Origin of the sequence: Roseinatronobacter sp. S2 (assembly GCF_029581395.1) — a bacterium.
GTDB lineage: Bacteria > Pseudomonadota > Alphaproteobacteria > Rhodobacterales > Rhodobacteraceae > Roseinatronobacter.
Map to the genome: position 1 here is coordinate 91,735 of NZ_CP121115.1, position 16,667 is coordinate 108,401.

Genomic DNA, 16,667 nt, shown 5'->3' on the forward strand with positions numbered 1-16,667 from the left:
CATTGATATGGCTGAACACGACTATATCCGGCAAACCCCGTCCGAGCGTATTCGCAACTGGATCTTGTATGAGATGTTGCGCGGCGCGGGATATGCGGCTTCGGTGCTGGTGGGGATCGGTGTGATCATCGCGCTGATCCATATTGTAAGCCTGTTCTTGCCTGATGAAAGCAAGAACGCGCCTCCGCCCATGCCCTACAGCCAGATGATTGCGCCACCGGATACGGCCATCAGCCGGGTGTGATCTGGAAAAACAGGGGCAGGGCGCGCATGTCGCGGCCTGTCCCCCACAAGGTTCGGACCAGACAGCCGGTCCGGATTCGGGCAAGTGACGCCCGGTTCCCTTTCCTGTTGGCAACAGGGAACTGGTGCCGTGCGGGCCTGGCCCCACGGCACCTTTTTTACGGTTTGGCCCAAGCCATGATCTGGGCAGGGAGGGATGCAATGCGCGGCAGTGAACTTTACGGTATCGACACCCCGCAACTGGACCGGATCGCGGGACCGGCTGATCTGCGTGATCTGACGGACCCGGAACTGACAATGCTATGCGACGAATTGCGCCGCGAAACCATCGAGGTGGTAAGCCGCACAGGCGGACATCTGGGGTCATCGCTGGGGGTGGTGGAACTGACAGTGGCGCTGCATGCGGTGTTTCGCGCGCCATTTGACAAACTGGTCTGGGATGTCAGCCACCAATGCTATCCGCATAAAATCCTGACGGGCAGGCGGGCCGATATGGGCACGCTGCGCCAGCAGGACGGGCTGTCGGGCTTTACCAAGCGCAGCGAATCCGTCTTTGACCCTTTTGGCGCGGCGCATAGTTCAACCAGCATTTCCGCAGCCCTTGGGTTCACCATCGGGCGCGATATGGGCCAGCCTACGGGCGATGCGATTGCGGTTATCGGCGATGGGTCCATCACGGCGGGCATGGCCTATGAGGCGCTGAACAATGCAGGTGCCGAAGGGCGGCGGTTGTTCGTTATTCTGAATGACAATGACATGTCGATTGCGCCCCCGGTGGGTGCGATGAACAGCTATCTGAACCAGTTGAACGGCCAGTCAATAGGGCAGGGCGCAACCCTTCGCGATATTGCCGAAGGGTTTATGGCCGCGCTTCCCGAACCCTTGCGCGAACAGGCGCAACGTGCCCGCGCGCAGGCGGCAGGTGGCCCGCCAGATGCCACGATGTTTGAACATCTGGGTTTTACCTATATCGGTCCCATTGACGGTCATTCCATGCCGGACCTGTTGGCAACCCTGCGCATGGCACGCGACCGCGCCGAAGGGCCGGTGCTGGTCCATGTGCGCACGGTCAAGGGCAAGGGCTACGCCCCCGCCGAAGGGGCCGCGTGCAAATATCATGGCGTGGCGAAATTCGACGTCGCATCGGGCCAGCAGGCCAAGGCCACCGCGAACGCCCCCAGCTACACCGCTGTGTTCGGGCGCACCCTTGCAGATGAGGCCGCGCGCGACCCGCTTGTCGTGGCGGTAACGGCGGCCATGCCGAATGGCACCGGCGTCGATATCATGGCGCAGCGTTTTGCGCGGCGCGTGTTTGATGTGGGTATTGCAGAACAGCATGCCGTGACATTTGCCGCAGGCATGGCGGCCAGCGGGTTGCGCCCGTTTTGCGCGATCTATTCCACCTTCCTGCAACGTGGTTATGACCAGATTGTGCATGATGTGGCGCTTCAGGGTTTACCGGTGCGCTTTGCCATTGACCGCGCGGGGCTGGTGGGCGCCGATGGCGCGACCCATGCGGGCAGTTTTGACATTGCGTTCATGGCCAACCTGCCCGGCATGGTCGTGATGGCCGCCGCGGATGAGGCTGAACTGATGCATATGGTCGCCACATCCGCGCGATATGATGACGGCCCCATTGCGTTCCGGTTCCCGCGGGGAAATGGCACAGGGGTGGAACTGCCCGAACGCGGGGCCGTGCTGGACATTGGCAAGGGCCGCATTGTCACCGAGGGCACGCGGCTGGCATTCCTGTCTTTCGGGGCGCATCTGGGCGAAGTGCAGCTTGCGGTTGAGGCATTGGCGGCGCGCGGCATCAGCTGCACCGTTGCGGATGCGCGTTTTGCCAAGCCGCTGGACACGGGCCTGATTGACCAGTTGTTGCGCCACCATGAGGCGCTGATCACTGTCGAGCAGGGCGCGCAAGGCGGGTTTGGCGCGCAGGTGCTGCATTATCTGGCCAATTCCGGCGGGCTGTCGCGGGGCTGCAATATACGCACGATTACCTTGCCGGACCGTTTCATTCATCAGGCCAGCCCGGCTGCGATGTATCAAGACGCGGCCATGTCCGCGCGCGATATCGAAGGGGTGGCGCTTGAATGCCTTGGGGTGTCCCCACTCAGACGCAACGCCAGCGCATAGGCAAGGGGTCGCTACAGCGGCAGGTCGCGCTGGTCGGCGATTTTTTCCATGGTGATGTAGGATGTCACGGCATCCAGATCCAGCCGGTCGATCAGGCGTTGATAGACACGGTCAAAATCGTTCATATCTTCGGCCACGACCTTCAGCATGTAATCGTAATCGCCTGCGATGCGGTAAAAATCGATGACATTGGGAATGGCCGTGACGGTGCGGCGAAACAGTTTCAGCCAGTCGCCGGAATGATGGCGCGTGCGGATCATGACAAACACGGTCAGCCCCAGCCCCAGTTTCACTGGGTCCAGCCGCAGCGTTTGCCCGTCGACAATGCCCGCATTGCGCATGGCTTGCAGCCTGCGCCAGCAGGCATTTTGCGACATGCCCACGCGATCTGCCAGCGCCCGCTGCGACAGGCTAGGGTCTGATTGCAATACACGCAGGATTTCGCGGTCCATCTGATCTATAATATGGGACGGTTTGGTTGAATCTGACAACAATATACCCCTTTTTGTCGCGCATTTCGTATAATAAGGGCGCTGTTTCCCCCACTGGGCTGTGAATGTCAATGAACCCGCAGCCCCAGGGAAACACGCCATGATCGCCCCGACCTGCTGGGCTGGTTGTGGCGCGTGCGACCGTTGCGCGCCTGACAGGGTTGCATGACACGCGCGATTAACCCTGACGCTGGGTTCATATGGCCTTTACACTTGGGCCATATGATCTATATGCTGTGTCAGGAGGTATAATATGCAACTTACGGCGAAAACCCGCGAACCGGCCCAGATAAACGCAATCGCGCTAAAAGCATATGCGCGGGTTGCTGACAGCTGGTCGCTGTCCTTAAGGGATGCAGCCGCCTTGGCCGATATGTCGCAAAGCACATGGAAACGCGCCAGAAAGCCCGGATTTACTGGCGAATTGACCAAAGACCAGCTTTTGCGGCTAAGTGCCATTATTGGCATATATAAATCGCTGGACTTGTATTTTTCCGAAGCCTTGGCGCGGACATGGTTCACGCGCCCCAATACCGGCCCGCTTTTTGGCGGGGCACGCCCCATCGACAGCGCGATCGAGGGGGGGTTGCCGCAAATTCTGGCGATACGCACCTATCTGGATGCCTTGCGGGGGGGGGCATGACGCGCACCGAATTGTCCGACCGTGGTCTGGTGCGCCTGCTGCCTGCCACCTATCACAAGCCGCCATCCCTGCGCGGGTTGGTTGATTCCGATGACGAGATGGAGGTTCTGGCCCGGATCGAGGGTATGACCAGCGCACGCCTGCTGGCAGAACAGGGCAGAAACCCCGCAATAGACCCGCGCGAACTGGCGTGGCACCGCCGCGTGCAGGATCTGCGCATTTATGGCGATACGCATGTGAATGCGGCCTTTACCTACACGCGCGCGGGCGGCAACCGCTTCAACACAGATGCGCGTGGCGCGTGGTATTGCGCATGGGACAGCATGGTCAGCATTGCAGAGGTTGCCTGGCACCGAACGCGAGAGCTGCGTTTCACCGGCAGTTTCCATGACACCGCCCGCTATGTCGAATTGCTGGCTGATTTCATTGGTGTTTTCGACGATCTGACCGACCAGCCAGACCATATTGCCCTGCATCCTGATCCCGCTATCGGCTATCCGGCGGGACAGGCGCTTGCCAGCCAGTTGCAGCGTGACGGCTCGCGCGGGGTGATCTACCCGTCGGTCAGGGCACCGGCCAACGGGGCCAGATGTCTGGTGTGTTTTGAACCCAATGCGGTGCAGAACGTGCGGCCCGGCGCATCATGGGACATGGTCTGGAACGGCACGCCGGACTATTCCGTACATGCTGTGGGTTAGTGCGGGGGAAATGCCGCGTGCCTAGATATCCTTCATCAGGCGCAGGGCGTCGTATATCGCGGCATGGGTGTTGCGCGCGCTGACGGCATCGCCAATGCGAAACAGCTGGAATGCGCCGTCAGGGTTCCGCTTGATGGTCTGCGGCAGGCCCGCAACCAATGCACCCTGATCCACCGCACCCCTGTTCGATGACAGGGGCTTTAGCGCGAAATACAGATCATCCAGCGGCATTGTGCCGTAATTCACCACCACCTGATCGTAATGCTGATGCTTGATGAAATCGCTGTAATCCGTGCCGATGGTCGCGCGCAGGTGGTTGCCATCGCGCGCTACATCCAACAGGCGGCGGGTCACGGTGAAGGTCACGTCCTTATCTTGCAGGGCACGCATATAGGGCACAAGGTTCATGCCCATGATATCGGGCGCAAAGGTGCGGTCAGGTGTCATCACCTCAACGCTGGCGCCAGCATTGGCGGCCAGTTCGGCGGCCATCAGGCCCGGATGGTCGCCGGATTCGTCATAGATCAGCACGCGGCCTGCGGGTTTCACATCACCCGCGATCATGTCCCATGCGCTGATCACATGCGGGTTTTCCGCGCCCCCCTCGAACAGTTCGGTATTGGGCAGCCCGCCTGTGGCAATGATCACCACATCAGGGGCCAGCGCGGTCACATCGTGTTCTTCGGCAAAACTGTTGAAATGAAACACCACATCGCGCGCGGCGCATTGGGCCATGCGCCAGTCGATGATGCCCATCATTTCGCGCCGTCTTGGGTTTTGCGCGGTCAGCCGGATTTGCCCGCCGGGGTCGGGTGCGGCCTCAAACACTGTCACGTCATGGCCGCGTTCAGATGCCACGCGCGCGGCTTCCAGCCCTGCGGGGCCAGCGCCGATGATCACAACCTTTTTGCGCAGGGGTGCAGGCGCGATGACATGCGGCATGGTCAGTTCGCGGCCCGTGGCGGCGTTGTGGATGCACAGCGCCTCGCCCGCCTGATAAATGCGATCCAGACAATAGGTGGCACCCACGCAGGGGCGAATGTCATCTTCACGCCCTTGCATGATCTTTTGCACGATATGCGGGTCGGCCATATGCGCGCGGGTCATGCCCACCATGTCCAGCAAGCCCGCCGCCACAGCATGGCGCGCGGTCGCCACATCGGGAATGCGCGCTGCGTGAAAGGTGGGCATGCCGGTGGCCTGTTTGACCGCGCCTGCGAAATCCAGATGGGGCGCATAGGCCATACCCTGAACAGGGATCACATCTGTCATGGCGGGGTCGGTATGGATGCGCCCCCTGACCACATTCAGAAAATCCACCATGCCGCATTCGGCCAGCCTGCGCGAAATCTCAAGCCCCTCGGCCGTGTCAATCCCGCCCTTGGCGCGTTCATCGGCCGTATAGCGCACACCCACGATAAACCGCGCGCCCACGCGCGCGCGAATCCCGCGCAAAACGTCCATCAAAAGCTGCATGCGGGTTTCAAGGTTCTGGCCGCCGTAAGGGCCATTCAGATCATTCGTCAGGGGCGACCAGAACTGGTCCAGCAGATGGCCGTAAACCTGCAATTCCACCCCGTCCATGCCGCCTGCCTGCATCCGTTCGGTGGCATCGGCGAAATCGGATATGATGCGTTCAATATCCCAATCCTCGGCCAGTTTGGGGAAGGCGCGATGCGCAGGCTCGCGGTGTTTAGATGAGGAGACCGACGGCAGCCAGTCGCCCTTGTTCCAGCCTGTGCGCCGCCCCAGATGGGTCAGCTGGATCATGACCGCGCAGCCATGGTCATGGCAGGCATCGGTCAGCATACGGATATGGGGCACCACCTCGTCGCGCCAGGCCAGAATATTGTTGAACACCGGCGGGCTGTCGCGCGACACCGCAGCGGACCCCGCTGTCATGGCCAGCGCCACACCTGCCTTGGCCCGTTCGGCATGATAGGCCACATAGCGCGCTTTTGGCATGCCATCTTCGGGATATGCGGGTTCATGCGCGGTGGTCATGATACGGTTGCGCAGCGTCAGGTGCTTCAGCTGGTAGGGCTGCAACAGCGGGTCTTTGGACATGGGCGCTCCTTCAATACCAGGCATCGGGCATGGTGGCTTTCCTGGTCGTCACATAATCTTGCAATGCTGCGTCAATGGCTGCGTCCATCGGTGGGGATTCGTAGGTGTTTAACACATCCTTCCAGCGTTGGTTTGCGCGTTTCGCGGCATCGACACTGCCCGTTTCCGACCATGTTTCAAAGGTGCGGTCGTCATTCAACCCGCTGTCCCAATAGGCGGTCTGGTAATGGCGCAGGGTGTGGTCCGTGCCGAACAAATGCTCGCCCGGGCCGAATTGTGCCAGCGCATCGAACGCAAGCGTGTCATCTGTCACAGCGATCCCTGCCATATAGCCATGCAGCGCGCCGCACATATCCATATCCATGATCATCTTTTCATAGGACATGGATAACAGCCCATCCACAAACCCCGCCGCGTGCAAGATGTAATTCGCCCCGCCCTGAACCGCCGACATCATCGACATCATGCCCTGTTGCATGGCCTGCCCGTCGGGCGCTTTCGATGTGCTGAAATTGCCCGCGCAGCGCAAGGGCAGGTTCAGCCGCCGGGCCAGTTGTCCCATGACCAGCGACCCAAGTGCGGGTTCGGGCGTGCCGAATGTGGGCGATCCGGTGCGCAGCGACATGGACGACAGGAATGACCCCAGCACCACCGGCGCACCGGGCCGCACCAGTTGTGCAAGCGCGCAGGACACCATGGATTCCGCCAGACATTGTGCCAAAGCCCCCGCCATGGTCAGCGGTGACACCGCACCCCCCAGCAAAAACGGCAGATGGATGGACCCCTGACCCGCTTGCGCATAAGTGCGAATGCCCGCTGTTGTCACCCCGTCCAGAACCAGCGGCGATGTGGTGTTGAAATTGCCCATGATCACGCAGTTGCGGTCCACAAATTCCGACCCGAACAGAATGCGGCACATCTCGATACTGTCGGCGGCGCGATCAGGCGCGGTGATGGAGCCTAAGAACGCACGGTCGGAATAGCGCATATGCGCATAAACCATGTCCAGATGACGCTTGTTCACGGGCACATCAGTAGGTTCGCAGATCGTGCCGCCCGAATGGTGTAACCATGGCGAGGATTGCGCCAGTTTGATCAGGTTTTCAAAATCCGCAATCGTGCCATAGCGCCGCCCGTGATCCATATCCATCACGAAGGGCGACCCGTAAGCGGGCGCAAATACCATGGCATCACCGCCGATTTCGACATTGTTGGCGGGATTGCGGGCATGTTGGGTAAACCGCGCGGGCGCGGTTTTCAGCACCTCGCGCAGCAGGCCGGATTCAAAACGAATGCGCCACCTGTCGCCCGATATATGTGTGACCTGCGCCCCCGCCGCGCGGTATAGCTGCATCGCAACCGGATCATCGCGCAATTCGATCCCGATTTCGGCCAGAATGCGGTCTGCTGTCCCTTCAATCCGGCAAAGGGCCTCATCATTCAGCAAATCATAGGTCGGGATGCGTCGGGTAATATAGGGCGTGCGCAGATGCAGGTTCTGGCCCGGCGTTGCGCTGCGCGGGGTTCGTGACGGGTTCCGGCGCGATCTGCGGGCAGGCGGGGATGACATCTCCAGCATGGGGGCGGTATCCTTTCGGGGCGGGTATGGCCCCGCCACGATCCCGCGTTGCGCAGCGCGGCGCAATTCCGAATTGATTCACCCTGCATTAGCTGTAGTAATTCAAATGCCAAAGTTTATGCTGTAAACACCATCATATCTGTATCCTGCATGAGGTTGCCTTGCCCAAGCGCCCCTATGACCTGCCGCCCATGAATGCGCTTGTGGCGTTTGACGCTGCGGCCCGCCATGTCAGTTTCAAGGCCGCCGCGCGCGAGTTGAACGTGACGCCCGCCGCCATCAGCCATCAGGTCAAGGCGCTGGAGGCAGAGCTGCAATGCGCCCTGTTCCAGCGCCATCATCGGGGCGTGGCGCTGACAGAAACCGGCGCTTATCTGCGGATCGCACTTCAGACGGGGTTTGAGGCAATCGGCGATGCAGTGGCCCAGCTGAAGCGGCGCGCCAACACCACGGCTGTAACAATCGGGGTGACCACTGCTGTCAGTTCACTTTGGCTGACACCAAAACTTGCGCAGTTCTGGAAAGCGCATGGTGATATTTCAGTGGCCCAGATTGTTGACGACACCGGCGATGCACCGCTTGGGTGTGATATCAGTATTTCATACGGCATCGCAGCAAAAGGCGCAGGGGATCGCCGCGTGCTTTTGCATGATACGATCATGGCGCTTGCCAGCCCGCGCTTTGCGGCGGCACATCCGGTTGCGCGACTGGACGATCTGGCGCGCCTGCCGTTGATTCACTTTCAGTCCAATGTCGCGGGCTGGACCGACTGGCGCGACTGGTTTCGGGCGCTTGGCTATGACGGGCCGCTGAACAACAGCCACCGTGTGAACAATTATATCATCGCCCTTCAGGCAGCCTGCGATGATATGGGTGCGGTTCTGGGGTGGGTGGGGTTGACCAGATCCTATATCGACGCGGGCCAGCTTGTGCCCCTGCTGCCCGATCAGGTGGAACCGCAGGAGGATTTTCAGATCACATTGAACCGGCATGCACCGGCGCGCGCGCGTCTGGTCCATAACTGGCTGTTGGGTGCGGCGCGTTCGGTGTGACACGTTCTTGTAGGATGTGAATGGCCTGTATAGGGTGCATCAGGCGAGAGACGACAGGATAGTTATCAGATATGAACCTACTGCCATGAAACTACTGGATGTGCAGCACCCGTTCTTCCGACCGATGTGGCGCAGGGTGGCGATTACCGCGCTTTGCCTTGTCTGGGCGGCGTTTGAATTCATAACCGCCAGCCCGTTTTTCGGGGTCTTGTTCGGGGCAATCGGGGTTTATTGCGCGTATCAGTTCTTCTTTGCGTTTGCGCCAAAAGACCCGGAATAAACCCGCCACCGCCGCGCGGGTGCAGCGGGCCCTCTACAAATGCCGCTGACGTAGCGTCAGCTTCAGATTGCGTGCAACGGGCCTTATATGGCGTGGTGTGGCGTATCTGGGTGGCGCGGGCGCAAATACATCTATTGGCGGTATATATTTTATTCTGACGGGTCGGGGTATTCCGCCCATTGCGGGTATGTCGGCCATAATGCGCTTGCTTACGCGCCTGATATCGGCAATTTTTGGTGTGGCAGGACACTTTTGGGGTGTTTCAGATCTGGTGAAACACCACCCTAACGCGAACGGACGACGCTTGAAGCCTATCACGACATCGACAATTTTCGACAACAGCAGGTATTTTGGACGGCTGATGAATGGGCTGAGCGCTGCATTGATGGCGCGCCGCAGTGTGCCTTTTGAACTGGCATTCGGGCTGGTTGCGGTGGGCGTGGCAACGGGCTTGCGTTTCGTCCTTGATGATGTGTTGCCTGCCGGTTTTCCGTTTGTGACATTTTTTCCGGCCGTCATGTTGTCGCTGGTCTTCGCGTCCATCCGGTGCGGCATTGTTGTGGCGTTGGTCTGCGGCACGATTGCCTGGTATTGGTTTATCGCGCCCTTTGGAACCTTTGGTCTGAACAGCGGGGGCTGGCTGGCATTGGGCTTTTATGCGCTGATTACCACCACAGATGTTCTGTTTATCAGCGCTGCGGTCTGGGCGTTGCAGGAATTGTCGCTGGCCCGCGAAAAGGCGCATGCTGTGGCGCAGTCGCGCAGTCTGATGTTCTCGGAATTGCAGCACAGGGTGTCGAACAATCTGGCCACGATTGCGGCGTTGTTGCGCCTTCAGACATCACAGACCAAAGACATCGGGGCGCGGCGCGCGCTTTCAGCGTCGCAGGCGCGGATCACGTCAATCTCTCGGTTGCAGCGCCGGTTGCATTCGGTCGACGTGCAATCCGTCGATGCAGGCGAATATCTGCGTGAAGTGTTGCAAGACACTGTTGAAGTCGCAAAAGAAACGGCCCCTGTTGCGCTGACATTCAACGCGGCCCCGCTGCGCATTTTGAACGATGCGGCGGTTCCGTTGGGGTTGATTGCAAGTGAATTGATGATGAATTCCATGGAACATGGCGCCGCACGCGATGGCAAAGCGGTTGTGGATGTCCGGCTAAGCGTGGACCCCGCTGATGAGGCGGGCCAGATCCCCGCGACATTGGAAATACGCGACAACGGGCCGGGCCTGCCAGAAGGGTTTGATCTGGACGCATCAGACAGCCTTGGGCTGACAGTCGCGCGCCAGTTCGCAAAGGCACTTGATGGCGAATTGACGTTAACGCTGGCCGCAGGCGGGGGAACCCTTGCAAGATTGCGCTTTTCCGTGCCATCCCCCGAGCATATCGCCGCGACACAGGTGCCGGACACACAGGATGATGTGGCCGGTCAAGATATGATACAACGGATTGCCTGACAGCCTGTCGCGGGAACCTTGTAAATCACAGGCACACCTATGCTGGATAAGTTGGAAATGTTCATTGCTGTTGCGCGCGAAGGGCATTTTGGCCGCGCGGCCAGCAGTCTGGGCATTACCCAGCCTTCCCTGTCCAACGGCATCAAGCATCTGGAGGAACAGCTTGGTGTGCAGCTTGTGTTTCGCGGGTCGCGCTATGGCGGGCTGACACCGGAAGGACAGACAGCACTGGTCTGGGCGCGGCGCATTGTCGGCGACACCCGCCAGTTGAAGGAAGAAATGCGCTTCAAGCGGCACGGTCTGGCGGGGCGTTTGCGCATTGCGGTCATTCCCACAGCGCTGACATGGGCCGCGCGGCTGGCTGCAAAGTTTTGCGAGAAACACCCCAATGTGCGCCTGACAATACTGTCACGCACCTCGATCGAGATTTTGTCGATGCTGGATAATCTGGATGTGGATGCAGGCATTTCATATCTGGATAATGAACCTATGGGTCGTGTCAGCACCGAAGCGCTGTATGAGGAACGCTATCTGCTGGTATGCGGCGCTGCGTCACCTTTTGCCGGGCGCGACGCGGTGAGGTGGGACGAATTGCAGGGCGAACGCCTGTGCCTGTTGACGCCGGATATGCAAAACCGCCGGATCATCAACCGAAATTTCGCTGATGCGAATGTCACCCCCGAAACCTGGGTCGAGGCGAATTCAACCGTAGTGCTGATGGCCATGGTGGCCGAAGGGGGCTGGATGACGGTCATGCCCGAAGACAGCGCGCGGTTTTTGGCCAGTGGCAAGGCGGTCAGCACAATCCCGCTGCACGGCGCGGCGGCCCCCCATGTCGTTGGTCTTGTTGCCCCGTGGCGCGAACCCCACACCCCGGTTCTGGAAGCGCTGCTGCGCGAGGCGCGGGGTTTATCGGCTGTCGTTTGATAGCTTATTGCTATCAATCAACCAAAAACGAATATTGATTTCGTATCATCAGGCGTGGTCTAATCTGGCAAACACCCAACGAGGCCAGCCATGACCGTTTCCGCGCCAGCCCCTGATCTTGATGATATGCGCGCCATCATCGCGCAGCATACCCATCTTGAAGGCCCGCTTTTGCCCATACTGCATGCATTTCAGGATGTATTCGGGCATGTCCCCGAATCTGCCACCCCCCTGATTGCCGAGGCGCTGAACATCTCGCGTGCGGAATTGCACGGGGTTATCAGCTTCTATCATGATTTTCGCGAAAACCCAGCCGGGCGACATGTGCTGAAAATTTGCCGCGCCGAAGCCTGTCAGGCGGTGGGCGGCGATGCGCTGGCAGACGCGACCTTGCGCAAGCTGGGCATTGACTGGCACGGCACAACCGCCAATGGCGCGGTGACGGTGGAGCCGGTCTATTGTCTGGGTCTGTGCGCTTGCGGGCCAGCCGCGATGATGGATGACAAGGTTATAGGCCGCGTTGACGGCGCAAAACTCGATCAGCTGCTGGCAGAGGTGGGCGCATGAAGATATTTGTCCCCGCTGACAGTGCAGCACTGGCCCTTGGCGCAGATGATGTGGCCGCCGCGATTGTGGAACAGGCCAGCGCGCGCGGGCTGAGCGTGGAGTTAGTGCGCAACGGCACACGCGGCATGATCTGGCTGGAACCGCTGGTCGAGGTTGAGATTGACGGTGTGCGCCACGGGTTCGGCCCCGCCACGCCCGATGATGCAGGCGCAATCCTTGATTGCACCTGCGCGAAGGCGCTTGGCCCTGTGGACAAACTGGACTGGATGCAGCGCCAGACGCGCCTGACATTTGCGCGTTGCGGCATCATCGACCCGCTGTCGCTGTCGGATTATCAGGCGCATGGCGGGCTTGCAGGGTTAAAGCGCGCCATCGCCATGGGCAGCGCGGATATTGTCGACGAAGTCACAAAATCCGGCCTGCGCGGACGCGGCGGTGCGGGCTTTCCCACGGGCATCAAGTGGAACACGGTGTTGCAGGCAAAAGCTGCGCAGAAATATATTGTCTGCAATGCTGATGAAGGTGACAGCGGCACATTTGCCGACCGGATGATCATGGAAGGCGACCCGTTCACCCTGATCGAAGGAATGGTGATTGCGGGTTTGGGCGTGGACGCAACGCGCGGCTATGTCTATCTGCGGTCGGAATACCCTGATGCGATTTCGGTGATGACGCGCGCAGTGGAAATCGCGCGTGCAGCAGGCGTGCTGGGGCCGGATGTGCTGGGATCGGGCCGCGCGTTTGATCTGGAAATCCGCAAAGGGGCCGGTGCCTATGTCTGCGGAGAAGAAACCAGCCTGCTGAATTCGCTGGAAGGCAAGCGCGGTGTGGTGCGTGCCAAACCGCCGCTTCCGGCGCTGGAAGGGTTTCTGGGTCAGCCCACGGTTGTGAATAACGTGATTTCACTGGCCACAGTGCCGGTGATTTTTGAAAAAGGCGCGCAGTTCTATGCAGATTTCGGCCTTGGCCGGTCGCGCGGCACCGTGACGCTGCAAATTGCGGGCAATGTCGCGCGTGGCGGCTTGTTTGAAACGGCCTTCGGCATGTCGCTGGGGGCAGTGGTCAATGACATTGCGGGCGGCACGGCCAGCGGCAGGCCCGTGAAGGCCGTGCAGGTGGGCGGGCCGTTGGGGGCCTATATGCCAGTGTCAAAATTCGACACAGCGCTGGGGTATGAAGAATTTGATGCCGCAGGCGGGTTGATCGGGCATGCAGGGTTGGTGGTGTTTGACGACAGCGCCGACATGCTGCGCATGGCGCGGTTTGCGATGGAATTCTGCGCCGTGGAATCATGCGGCAAATGCACGCCGTGCCGCATTGGTGCCGTGCGCGGTGTCGAAACCATCGACAGGATTGCGGCAGGGGACGGCGCGGCAATCCCGCTGCTGACCGACCTGTGTGAAACAATGAAGGACGGATCATTATGCGCGCTGGGGGGATTCACACCCTTTCCGGTGATGTCGGCGCTGACCCATTTCCCCGATGATTTCGCCCGCGTGAAGGAGGCCGCAGAATGATGCTGATCCATATATTGCGCCGCGCTGCGCGCACCGCCCCGGCGGGGGGCACAGCCCCCCGCACCCCCCGGAGTATTTTCGGCAAGATGAAGCAAAGGGCTGTCACATGAAGGATTTTGTCATTCCATCTGATGACCGCGATCTGGGCACACCTGCGCGGGCTGGCCCGCCGGTAACACTGTCGATTGACGGGTTTGATGTGACTGTGCCTGAAGGCACATCCGTGATGCGGGCCGCCGCGCTGGCGGGGTTGTCCATCCCGAAACTATGCGCGACCGACAGCGTCGAGGCGTTCGGGTCTTGCCGCCTGTGCGTGGTCGAGATCGAAGGGCGGCGTGGCACGCCTGCATCGTGCACGACACCCGTTGCGCCGGGCATGGTTGTGCGCACCCAGAATGAAAAGCTGCGCAAACTGCGCCGCGGCGTGATGGAGCTGTATATCAGCGACCACCCGCTGGATTGCCTGACTTGTGCGGCCAATGGCGATTGCGAATTGCAGGATATGGCGGGCGCTGTGGGCCTGCGCGATGTGCGCTATCAGGCGCCCGAGGGGGGCGCGCTGGCCAATCATTTTGCGCCGCGTGATACAAGTGGCGAGGCCAATCGCGAATACCTGCCGAAAGATGACAGCAACCCGTATTTCACCTATGACCCTGCGAAATGCATTGTGTGTTCGCGCTGCGTGCGCGCCTGCGAAGAAGTGCAGGGCACCTTCGCGCTGACGATCGAGGGGCGCGGGTTTGACAGCCGTGTGTCTTTTGGTGCGAAATCCGACACGGCACTGGCGTCGGATTGCGTGTCCTGCGGGGCTTGCGTCCAAGCCTGCCCGACGGCCACATTGCAGGAAAAATCCGTGATCGAGTTGGGCACGCCCACGCGGTCTGTTATCACGACCTGCGCATATTGCGGGGTGGGCTGTTCGTTCAAGGCCGAACTGAACGGCGACCAGTTGGTGCGCATGGTGCCCTATAAGCACGGCAAGGCCAATCGCGGCCATAGCTGCGTGAAGGGGCGGTTTGCCTATGGCTATTCCAACCATAAAGACCGCATCCTGAACCCGATGATCCGCGACAGCATCGACCAGCCCTGGCGAGAGGTCAGCTGGGACGACGCGCTGTCCTTCGCCGCCACAAAAATGCGCGGCATTCAGGCGCAATACGGGCGCAAATCGGTGGGGGTGATCACATCCAGCCGCTGCACCAATGAAGAAACCTACCTGGTGCAGAAACTGACCCGCGCGGTGTTTGGCAACAACAACACCGACACTTGCGCGCGCGTGTGCCATTCGCCCACCGGCTATGGGCTGGGCCAGACATTCGGCACCTCTGCGGGCACGCAGGATTTCGACAGTGTCGAGCAGGCCGATGTCATCATGGTGATCGGCGCCAACCCGCATGCGGGCCATCCGGTGTTTGCCAGCCGTATGAAAAAACGCCTGCGCGCGGGCGCGAAGCTGATTGTCGTGGACCCGCGCCGCACCGAAACCGTGCAAGGCCCGCATTACAAGGCCGCGCATCATCTGGCGTTGCGGCCCGGAACGAATGTGGCCGTCATCACCGCCATGGCGCATGTCATTGTCACCGAAGGGCTGATGGACGAGAATTTCATTCGCACCCGCTGCGATTGGGATGAATTCCAGCATTACGCCGAATTCGCGTCCGACCCGCGCCACAGCCCCGAAGCCACCGCATTGCTGACCGGTGTGCCTGCGGATGAATTGCGCGCCGCTGCACGGCTGTTTGCCACGGGCGGCAACGGGGCCGTTTACTACGGGCTGGGCGTGACAGAACATTCCCAAGGGTCCACCACTGTCATGGCGATTGCCAATCTGGCCATGCTGACCGGCAATGTCGGGCGGCGCGGTGTGGGCGTGAACCCCCTGCGCGGCCAGAACAATGTGCAGGGATCCTGCGACATGGGGTCGTTCCCGCATGAACTGCCGGGCTACCGCCATGTCAAACTGCCCGAAGTCCGCGCGATTTTCGAATCCGCATGGGGTGTGAAAATCGACCCCGAACCGGGGTTGCGCATTCCCAACATGCTGGATGCGGCCGTGTCGGGCACGTTCAAGGGCCTGTATTGTCAGGGCGAGGATATTCTGCAATCGGACCCCGACACCAAACATGTGGCGGCGGGACTGGCGGCGATGGAATGTGTGATCGTGCATGACCTGTTCCTGAATGAAACCGCCAATTACGCGCATGTGTTCCTGCCGGGGTCCACATTTCTGGAAAAGGACGGAACATTCACCAATGCCGAACGGCGCATAAACCGTGTGCGTCAGGTGATGGCCCCGCGCAACGGCTATGCCGATTGGGAAGTGACGCAGCTTCTGGCCAATGCGATGGGCGCGAACTGGCGCTATACCCATCCCGCCCAGATCATGGATGAAATTGCCATGACCACCCCCAGTTTCGCCGGTGTGGATTATGCCACGCTGGAAGAAAAAGGGTCGGTGCAATGGCCCTGCAATGAAGCAAACCCCGAGGGCACGCCGCTGATGCATGTCGACGGGTTTGTGCGCGGCAAGGGTCGGTTCATTGTCACCGAATATGTGGCCACGGACGAAAAGACCGGGCCGCGCTTCCCGCTGCTGCTGACCACTGGGCGCATTCTGTCGCAATATAACGTGGGCGCCCAGACGCGGCGCACCGATAACGTGGTCTGGCATGATGAGGATCTGCTGGAAATCCACCCCCATGATGCGGAACAGCGCGGCATCAAGCAGGGCGATTGGGTGAAACTGGCCAGCCGGTCGGGCGAAACCACGCTGCGCGCCACATTGACCGACCGTGTCAGCCCGGGTGTGGTTTACACCACCTTCCACCACCCTGAAACGCAGGCGAATGTCATCACCACCGATTATTCAGACTGGGCCACCAATTGCCCCGAATACAAGGTGACGGCGGTGCAGATCAGCCCGTCGAATGGCCCGACCCAATGGCAGGAAGACTATCAGGCGCAGGCCGCACTGGCGCGCCGTATCCTGCCCGCGGCGGAGTAGG

The 16,667-nt window shown here is 60.4% G+C and carries 14 protein-coding genes; 11 read left to right on the forward strand and 3 right to left on the reverse strand.

What is annotated here, in order from left to right:
- The first annotated feature begins 7 nt into the window (after positions 1 to 7).
- Positions 8 to 244, forward strand: coding sequence for an RC-LH1 core complex protein PufX (pufX, locus tag P8S53_RS17265; RefSeq protein ID WP_277807074.1), 237 nt, complete (start codon positions 8 to 10; stop codon positions 242 to 244).
- A 200-nt stretch (positions 245 to 444) separates the two neighbouring features.
- Complete coding sequence (dxs, locus tag P8S53_RS17270) at positions 445 to 2,382, forward strand: 1-deoxy-D-xylulose-5-phosphate synthase (RefSeq protein WP_277807075.1); 1,938 nt, start codon at positions 445 to 447, stop codon at positions 2,380 to 2,382.
- Positions 2,383 to 2,393: 11 nt separating this feature from the next.
- Here dxs and P8S53_RS17275 read toward each other — a convergent pair whose 3' ends face one another.
- Positions 2,394 to 2,834 (reverse strand): Lrp/AsnC family transcriptional regulator, encoded by a 441-nt coding sequence (locus P8S53_RS17275; RefSeq protein WP_277807259.1) that lies wholly within the window; start codon positions 2,832 to 2,834, stop codon positions 2,394 to 2,396.
- 292 nt (positions 2,835 to 3,126) lie between these two features.
- On the opposite strand from P8S53_RS17275, the gene P8S53_RS17280 reads away from it, so the two are divergent.
- Both P8S53_RS17280 and P8S53_RS17285 read left to right on the forward strand, forming a co-directional pair.
- Complete coding sequence (locus P8S53_RS17280; protein WP_277807076.1) at positions 3,127 to 3,516, forward strand: MbcA/ParS/Xre antitoxin family protein; 390 nt, start codon at positions 3,127 to 3,129, stop codon at positions 3,514 to 3,516.
- On the forward strand, positions 3,513 to 4,214 hold the full coding sequence (locus P8S53_RS17285) for an RES family NAD+ phosphorylase (RefSeq protein WP_277807077.1): 702 nt from the start codon (positions 3,513 to 3,515) through the stop codon (positions 4,212 to 4,214). Before P8S53_RS17280 ends, P8S53_RS17285 begins: the two co-directional genes overlap by 4 nt.
- A gap of 21 nt (positions 4,215 to 4,235) precedes the next feature.
- On the opposite strand, the gene P8S53_RS17290 is transcribed toward P8S53_RS17285, so the two are convergent.
- The gene (locus P8S53_RS17290) at positions 4,236 to 6,281 is read right to left on the reverse strand and encodes an NADH:flavin oxidoreductase (RefSeq protein ID WP_277807078.1); all 2,046 of its coding nucleotides are present in this window, start codon (positions 6,279 to 6,281) and stop codon (positions 4,236 to 4,238) included.
- Between the two features lie 10 nt (positions 6,282 to 6,291).
- A complete protein-coding gene (locus P8S53_RS17295) occupies positions 6,292 to 7,860 on the reverse strand; it encodes a trimethylamine methyltransferase family protein (RefSeq protein WP_277807079.1) in 1,569 nt (522 codons plus the stop codon).
- A gap of 191 nt (positions 7,861 to 8,051) precedes the next feature.
- Here P8S53_RS17295 and P8S53_RS17300 point away from each other — a divergent pair, with 191 nt between their 5' ends.
- The 7 genes from P8S53_RS17300 (at position 8,052) to fdhF (ending at position 16,666) form a co-directional block, all read left to right on the forward strand.
- Positions 8,052 to 8,912 (forward strand): LysR family transcriptional regulator, encoded by an 861-nt coding sequence (locus P8S53_RS17300; RefSeq protein WP_373418553.1) that lies wholly within the window; start codon positions 8,052 to 8,054, stop codon positions 8,910 to 8,912.
- Between the two features lie 85 nt (positions 8,913 to 8,997).
- A complete protein-coding gene (locus tag P8S53_RS17305; protein ID WP_277807081.1) occupies positions 8,998 to 9,192 on the forward strand; it encodes a hypothetical protein in 195 nt (64 codons plus the stop codon).
- 361 nt (positions 9,193 to 9,553) lie between these two features.
- A complete protein-coding gene (locus P8S53_RS17310; RefSeq protein ID WP_277807082.1) occupies positions 9,554 to 10,651 on the forward strand; it encodes a sensor histidine kinase in 1,098 nt (365 codons plus the stop codon).
- A 39-nt stretch (positions 10,652 to 10,690) separates the two neighbouring features.
- Complete coding sequence (locus P8S53_RS17315; protein ID WP_277807083.1) at positions 10,691 to 11,578, forward strand: LysR family transcriptional regulator; 888 nt, start codon at positions 10,691 to 10,693, stop codon at positions 11,576 to 11,578.
- A 90-nt stretch (positions 11,579 to 11,668) separates the two neighbouring features.
- Positions 11,669 to 12,145 (forward strand): formate dehydrogenase subunit gamma, encoded by a 477-nt coding sequence (locus tag P8S53_RS17320; protein WP_277807084.1) that lies wholly within the window; start codon positions 11,669 to 11,671, stop codon positions 12,143 to 12,145.
- The gene (locus P8S53_RS17325) at positions 12,142 to 13,662 is read left to right on the forward strand and encodes an NADH-quinone oxidoreductase subunit NuoF (RefSeq protein WP_277807085.1); all 1,521 of its coding nucleotides are present in this window, start codon (positions 12,142 to 12,144) and stop codon (positions 13,660 to 13,662) included. Before P8S53_RS17320 ends, P8S53_RS17325 begins: the two co-directional genes overlap by 4 nt.
- Before the next feature lie 106 nt (positions 13,663 to 13,768).
- Positions 13,769 to 16,666 carry a formate dehydrogenase subunit alpha gene (gene fdhF / locus P8S53_RS17330; RefSeq protein ID WP_277807086.1) on the forward strand — a complete coding sequence of 966 codons (2,898 nt, stop codon included), beginning with the start codon at positions 13,769 to 13,771 and terminating at the stop codon, positions 16,664 to 16,666.
- Position 16,667: the final 1 nt, after the last annotated feature.

Coding starts and splice junctions, on each gene's coding strand:
- P8S53_RS17285 (WP_277807077.1), top strand. CDS start 3,513: ATGACGCGCACCGAATTGTCCGACCGTGGTCTGGTGCGCCTGCTGCCT.
- pufX (WP_277807074.1), top strand. CDS start 8: ATGGCTGAACACGACTATATCCGGCAAACCCCGTCCGAGCGTATTCGC.
- P8S53_RS17320 (WP_277807084.1), top strand. CDS start 11,669: ATGACCGTTTCCGCGCCAGCCCCTGATCTTGATGATATGCGCGCCATC.
- P8S53_RS17295 (WP_277807079.1), bottom strand. CDS start 7,860: ATGCTGGAGATGTCATCCCCGCCTGCCCGCAGATCGCGCCGGAACCCG.
- P8S53_RS17310 (WP_277807082.1), top strand. CDS start 9,554: ATGAATGGGCTGAGCGCTGCATTGATGGCGCGCCGCAGTGTGCCTTTT.
- fdhF (WP_277807086.1), top strand. CDS start 13,769: ATGAAGGATTTTGTCATTCCATCTGATGACCGCGATCTGGGCACACCT.
- P8S53_RS17290 (WP_277807078.1), bottom strand. CDS start 6,281: ATGTCCAAAGACCCGCTGTTGCAGCCCTACCAGCTGAAGCACCTGACG.
- P8S53_RS17315 (WP_277807083.1), top strand. CDS start 10,691: ATGCTGGATAAGTTGGAAATGTTCATTGCTGTTGCGCGCGAAGGGCAT.
- P8S53_RS17300 (WP_373418553.1), top strand. CDS start 8,052: ATGAATGCGCTTGTGGCGTTTGACGCTGCGGCCCGCCATGTCAGTTTC.
- P8S53_RS17305 (WP_277807081.1), top strand. CDS start 8,998: ATGAAACTACTGGATGTGCAGCACCCGTTCTTCCGACCGATGTGGCGC.
- dxs (WP_277807075.1), top strand. CDS start 445: ATGCGCGGCAGTGAACTTTACGGTATCGACACCCCGCAACTGGACCGG.
- P8S53_RS17325 (WP_277807085.1), top strand. CDS start 12,142: ATGAAGATATTTGTCCCCGCTGACAGTGCAGCACTGGCCCTTGGCGCA.
- P8S53_RS17280 (WP_277807076.1), top strand. CDS start 3,127: ATGCAACTTACGGCGAAAACCCGCGAACCGGCCCAGATAAACGCAATC.
- P8S53_RS17275 (WP_277807259.1), bottom strand. CDS start 2,834: ATGGACCGCGAAATCCTGCGTGTATTGCAATCAGACCCTAGCCTGTCG.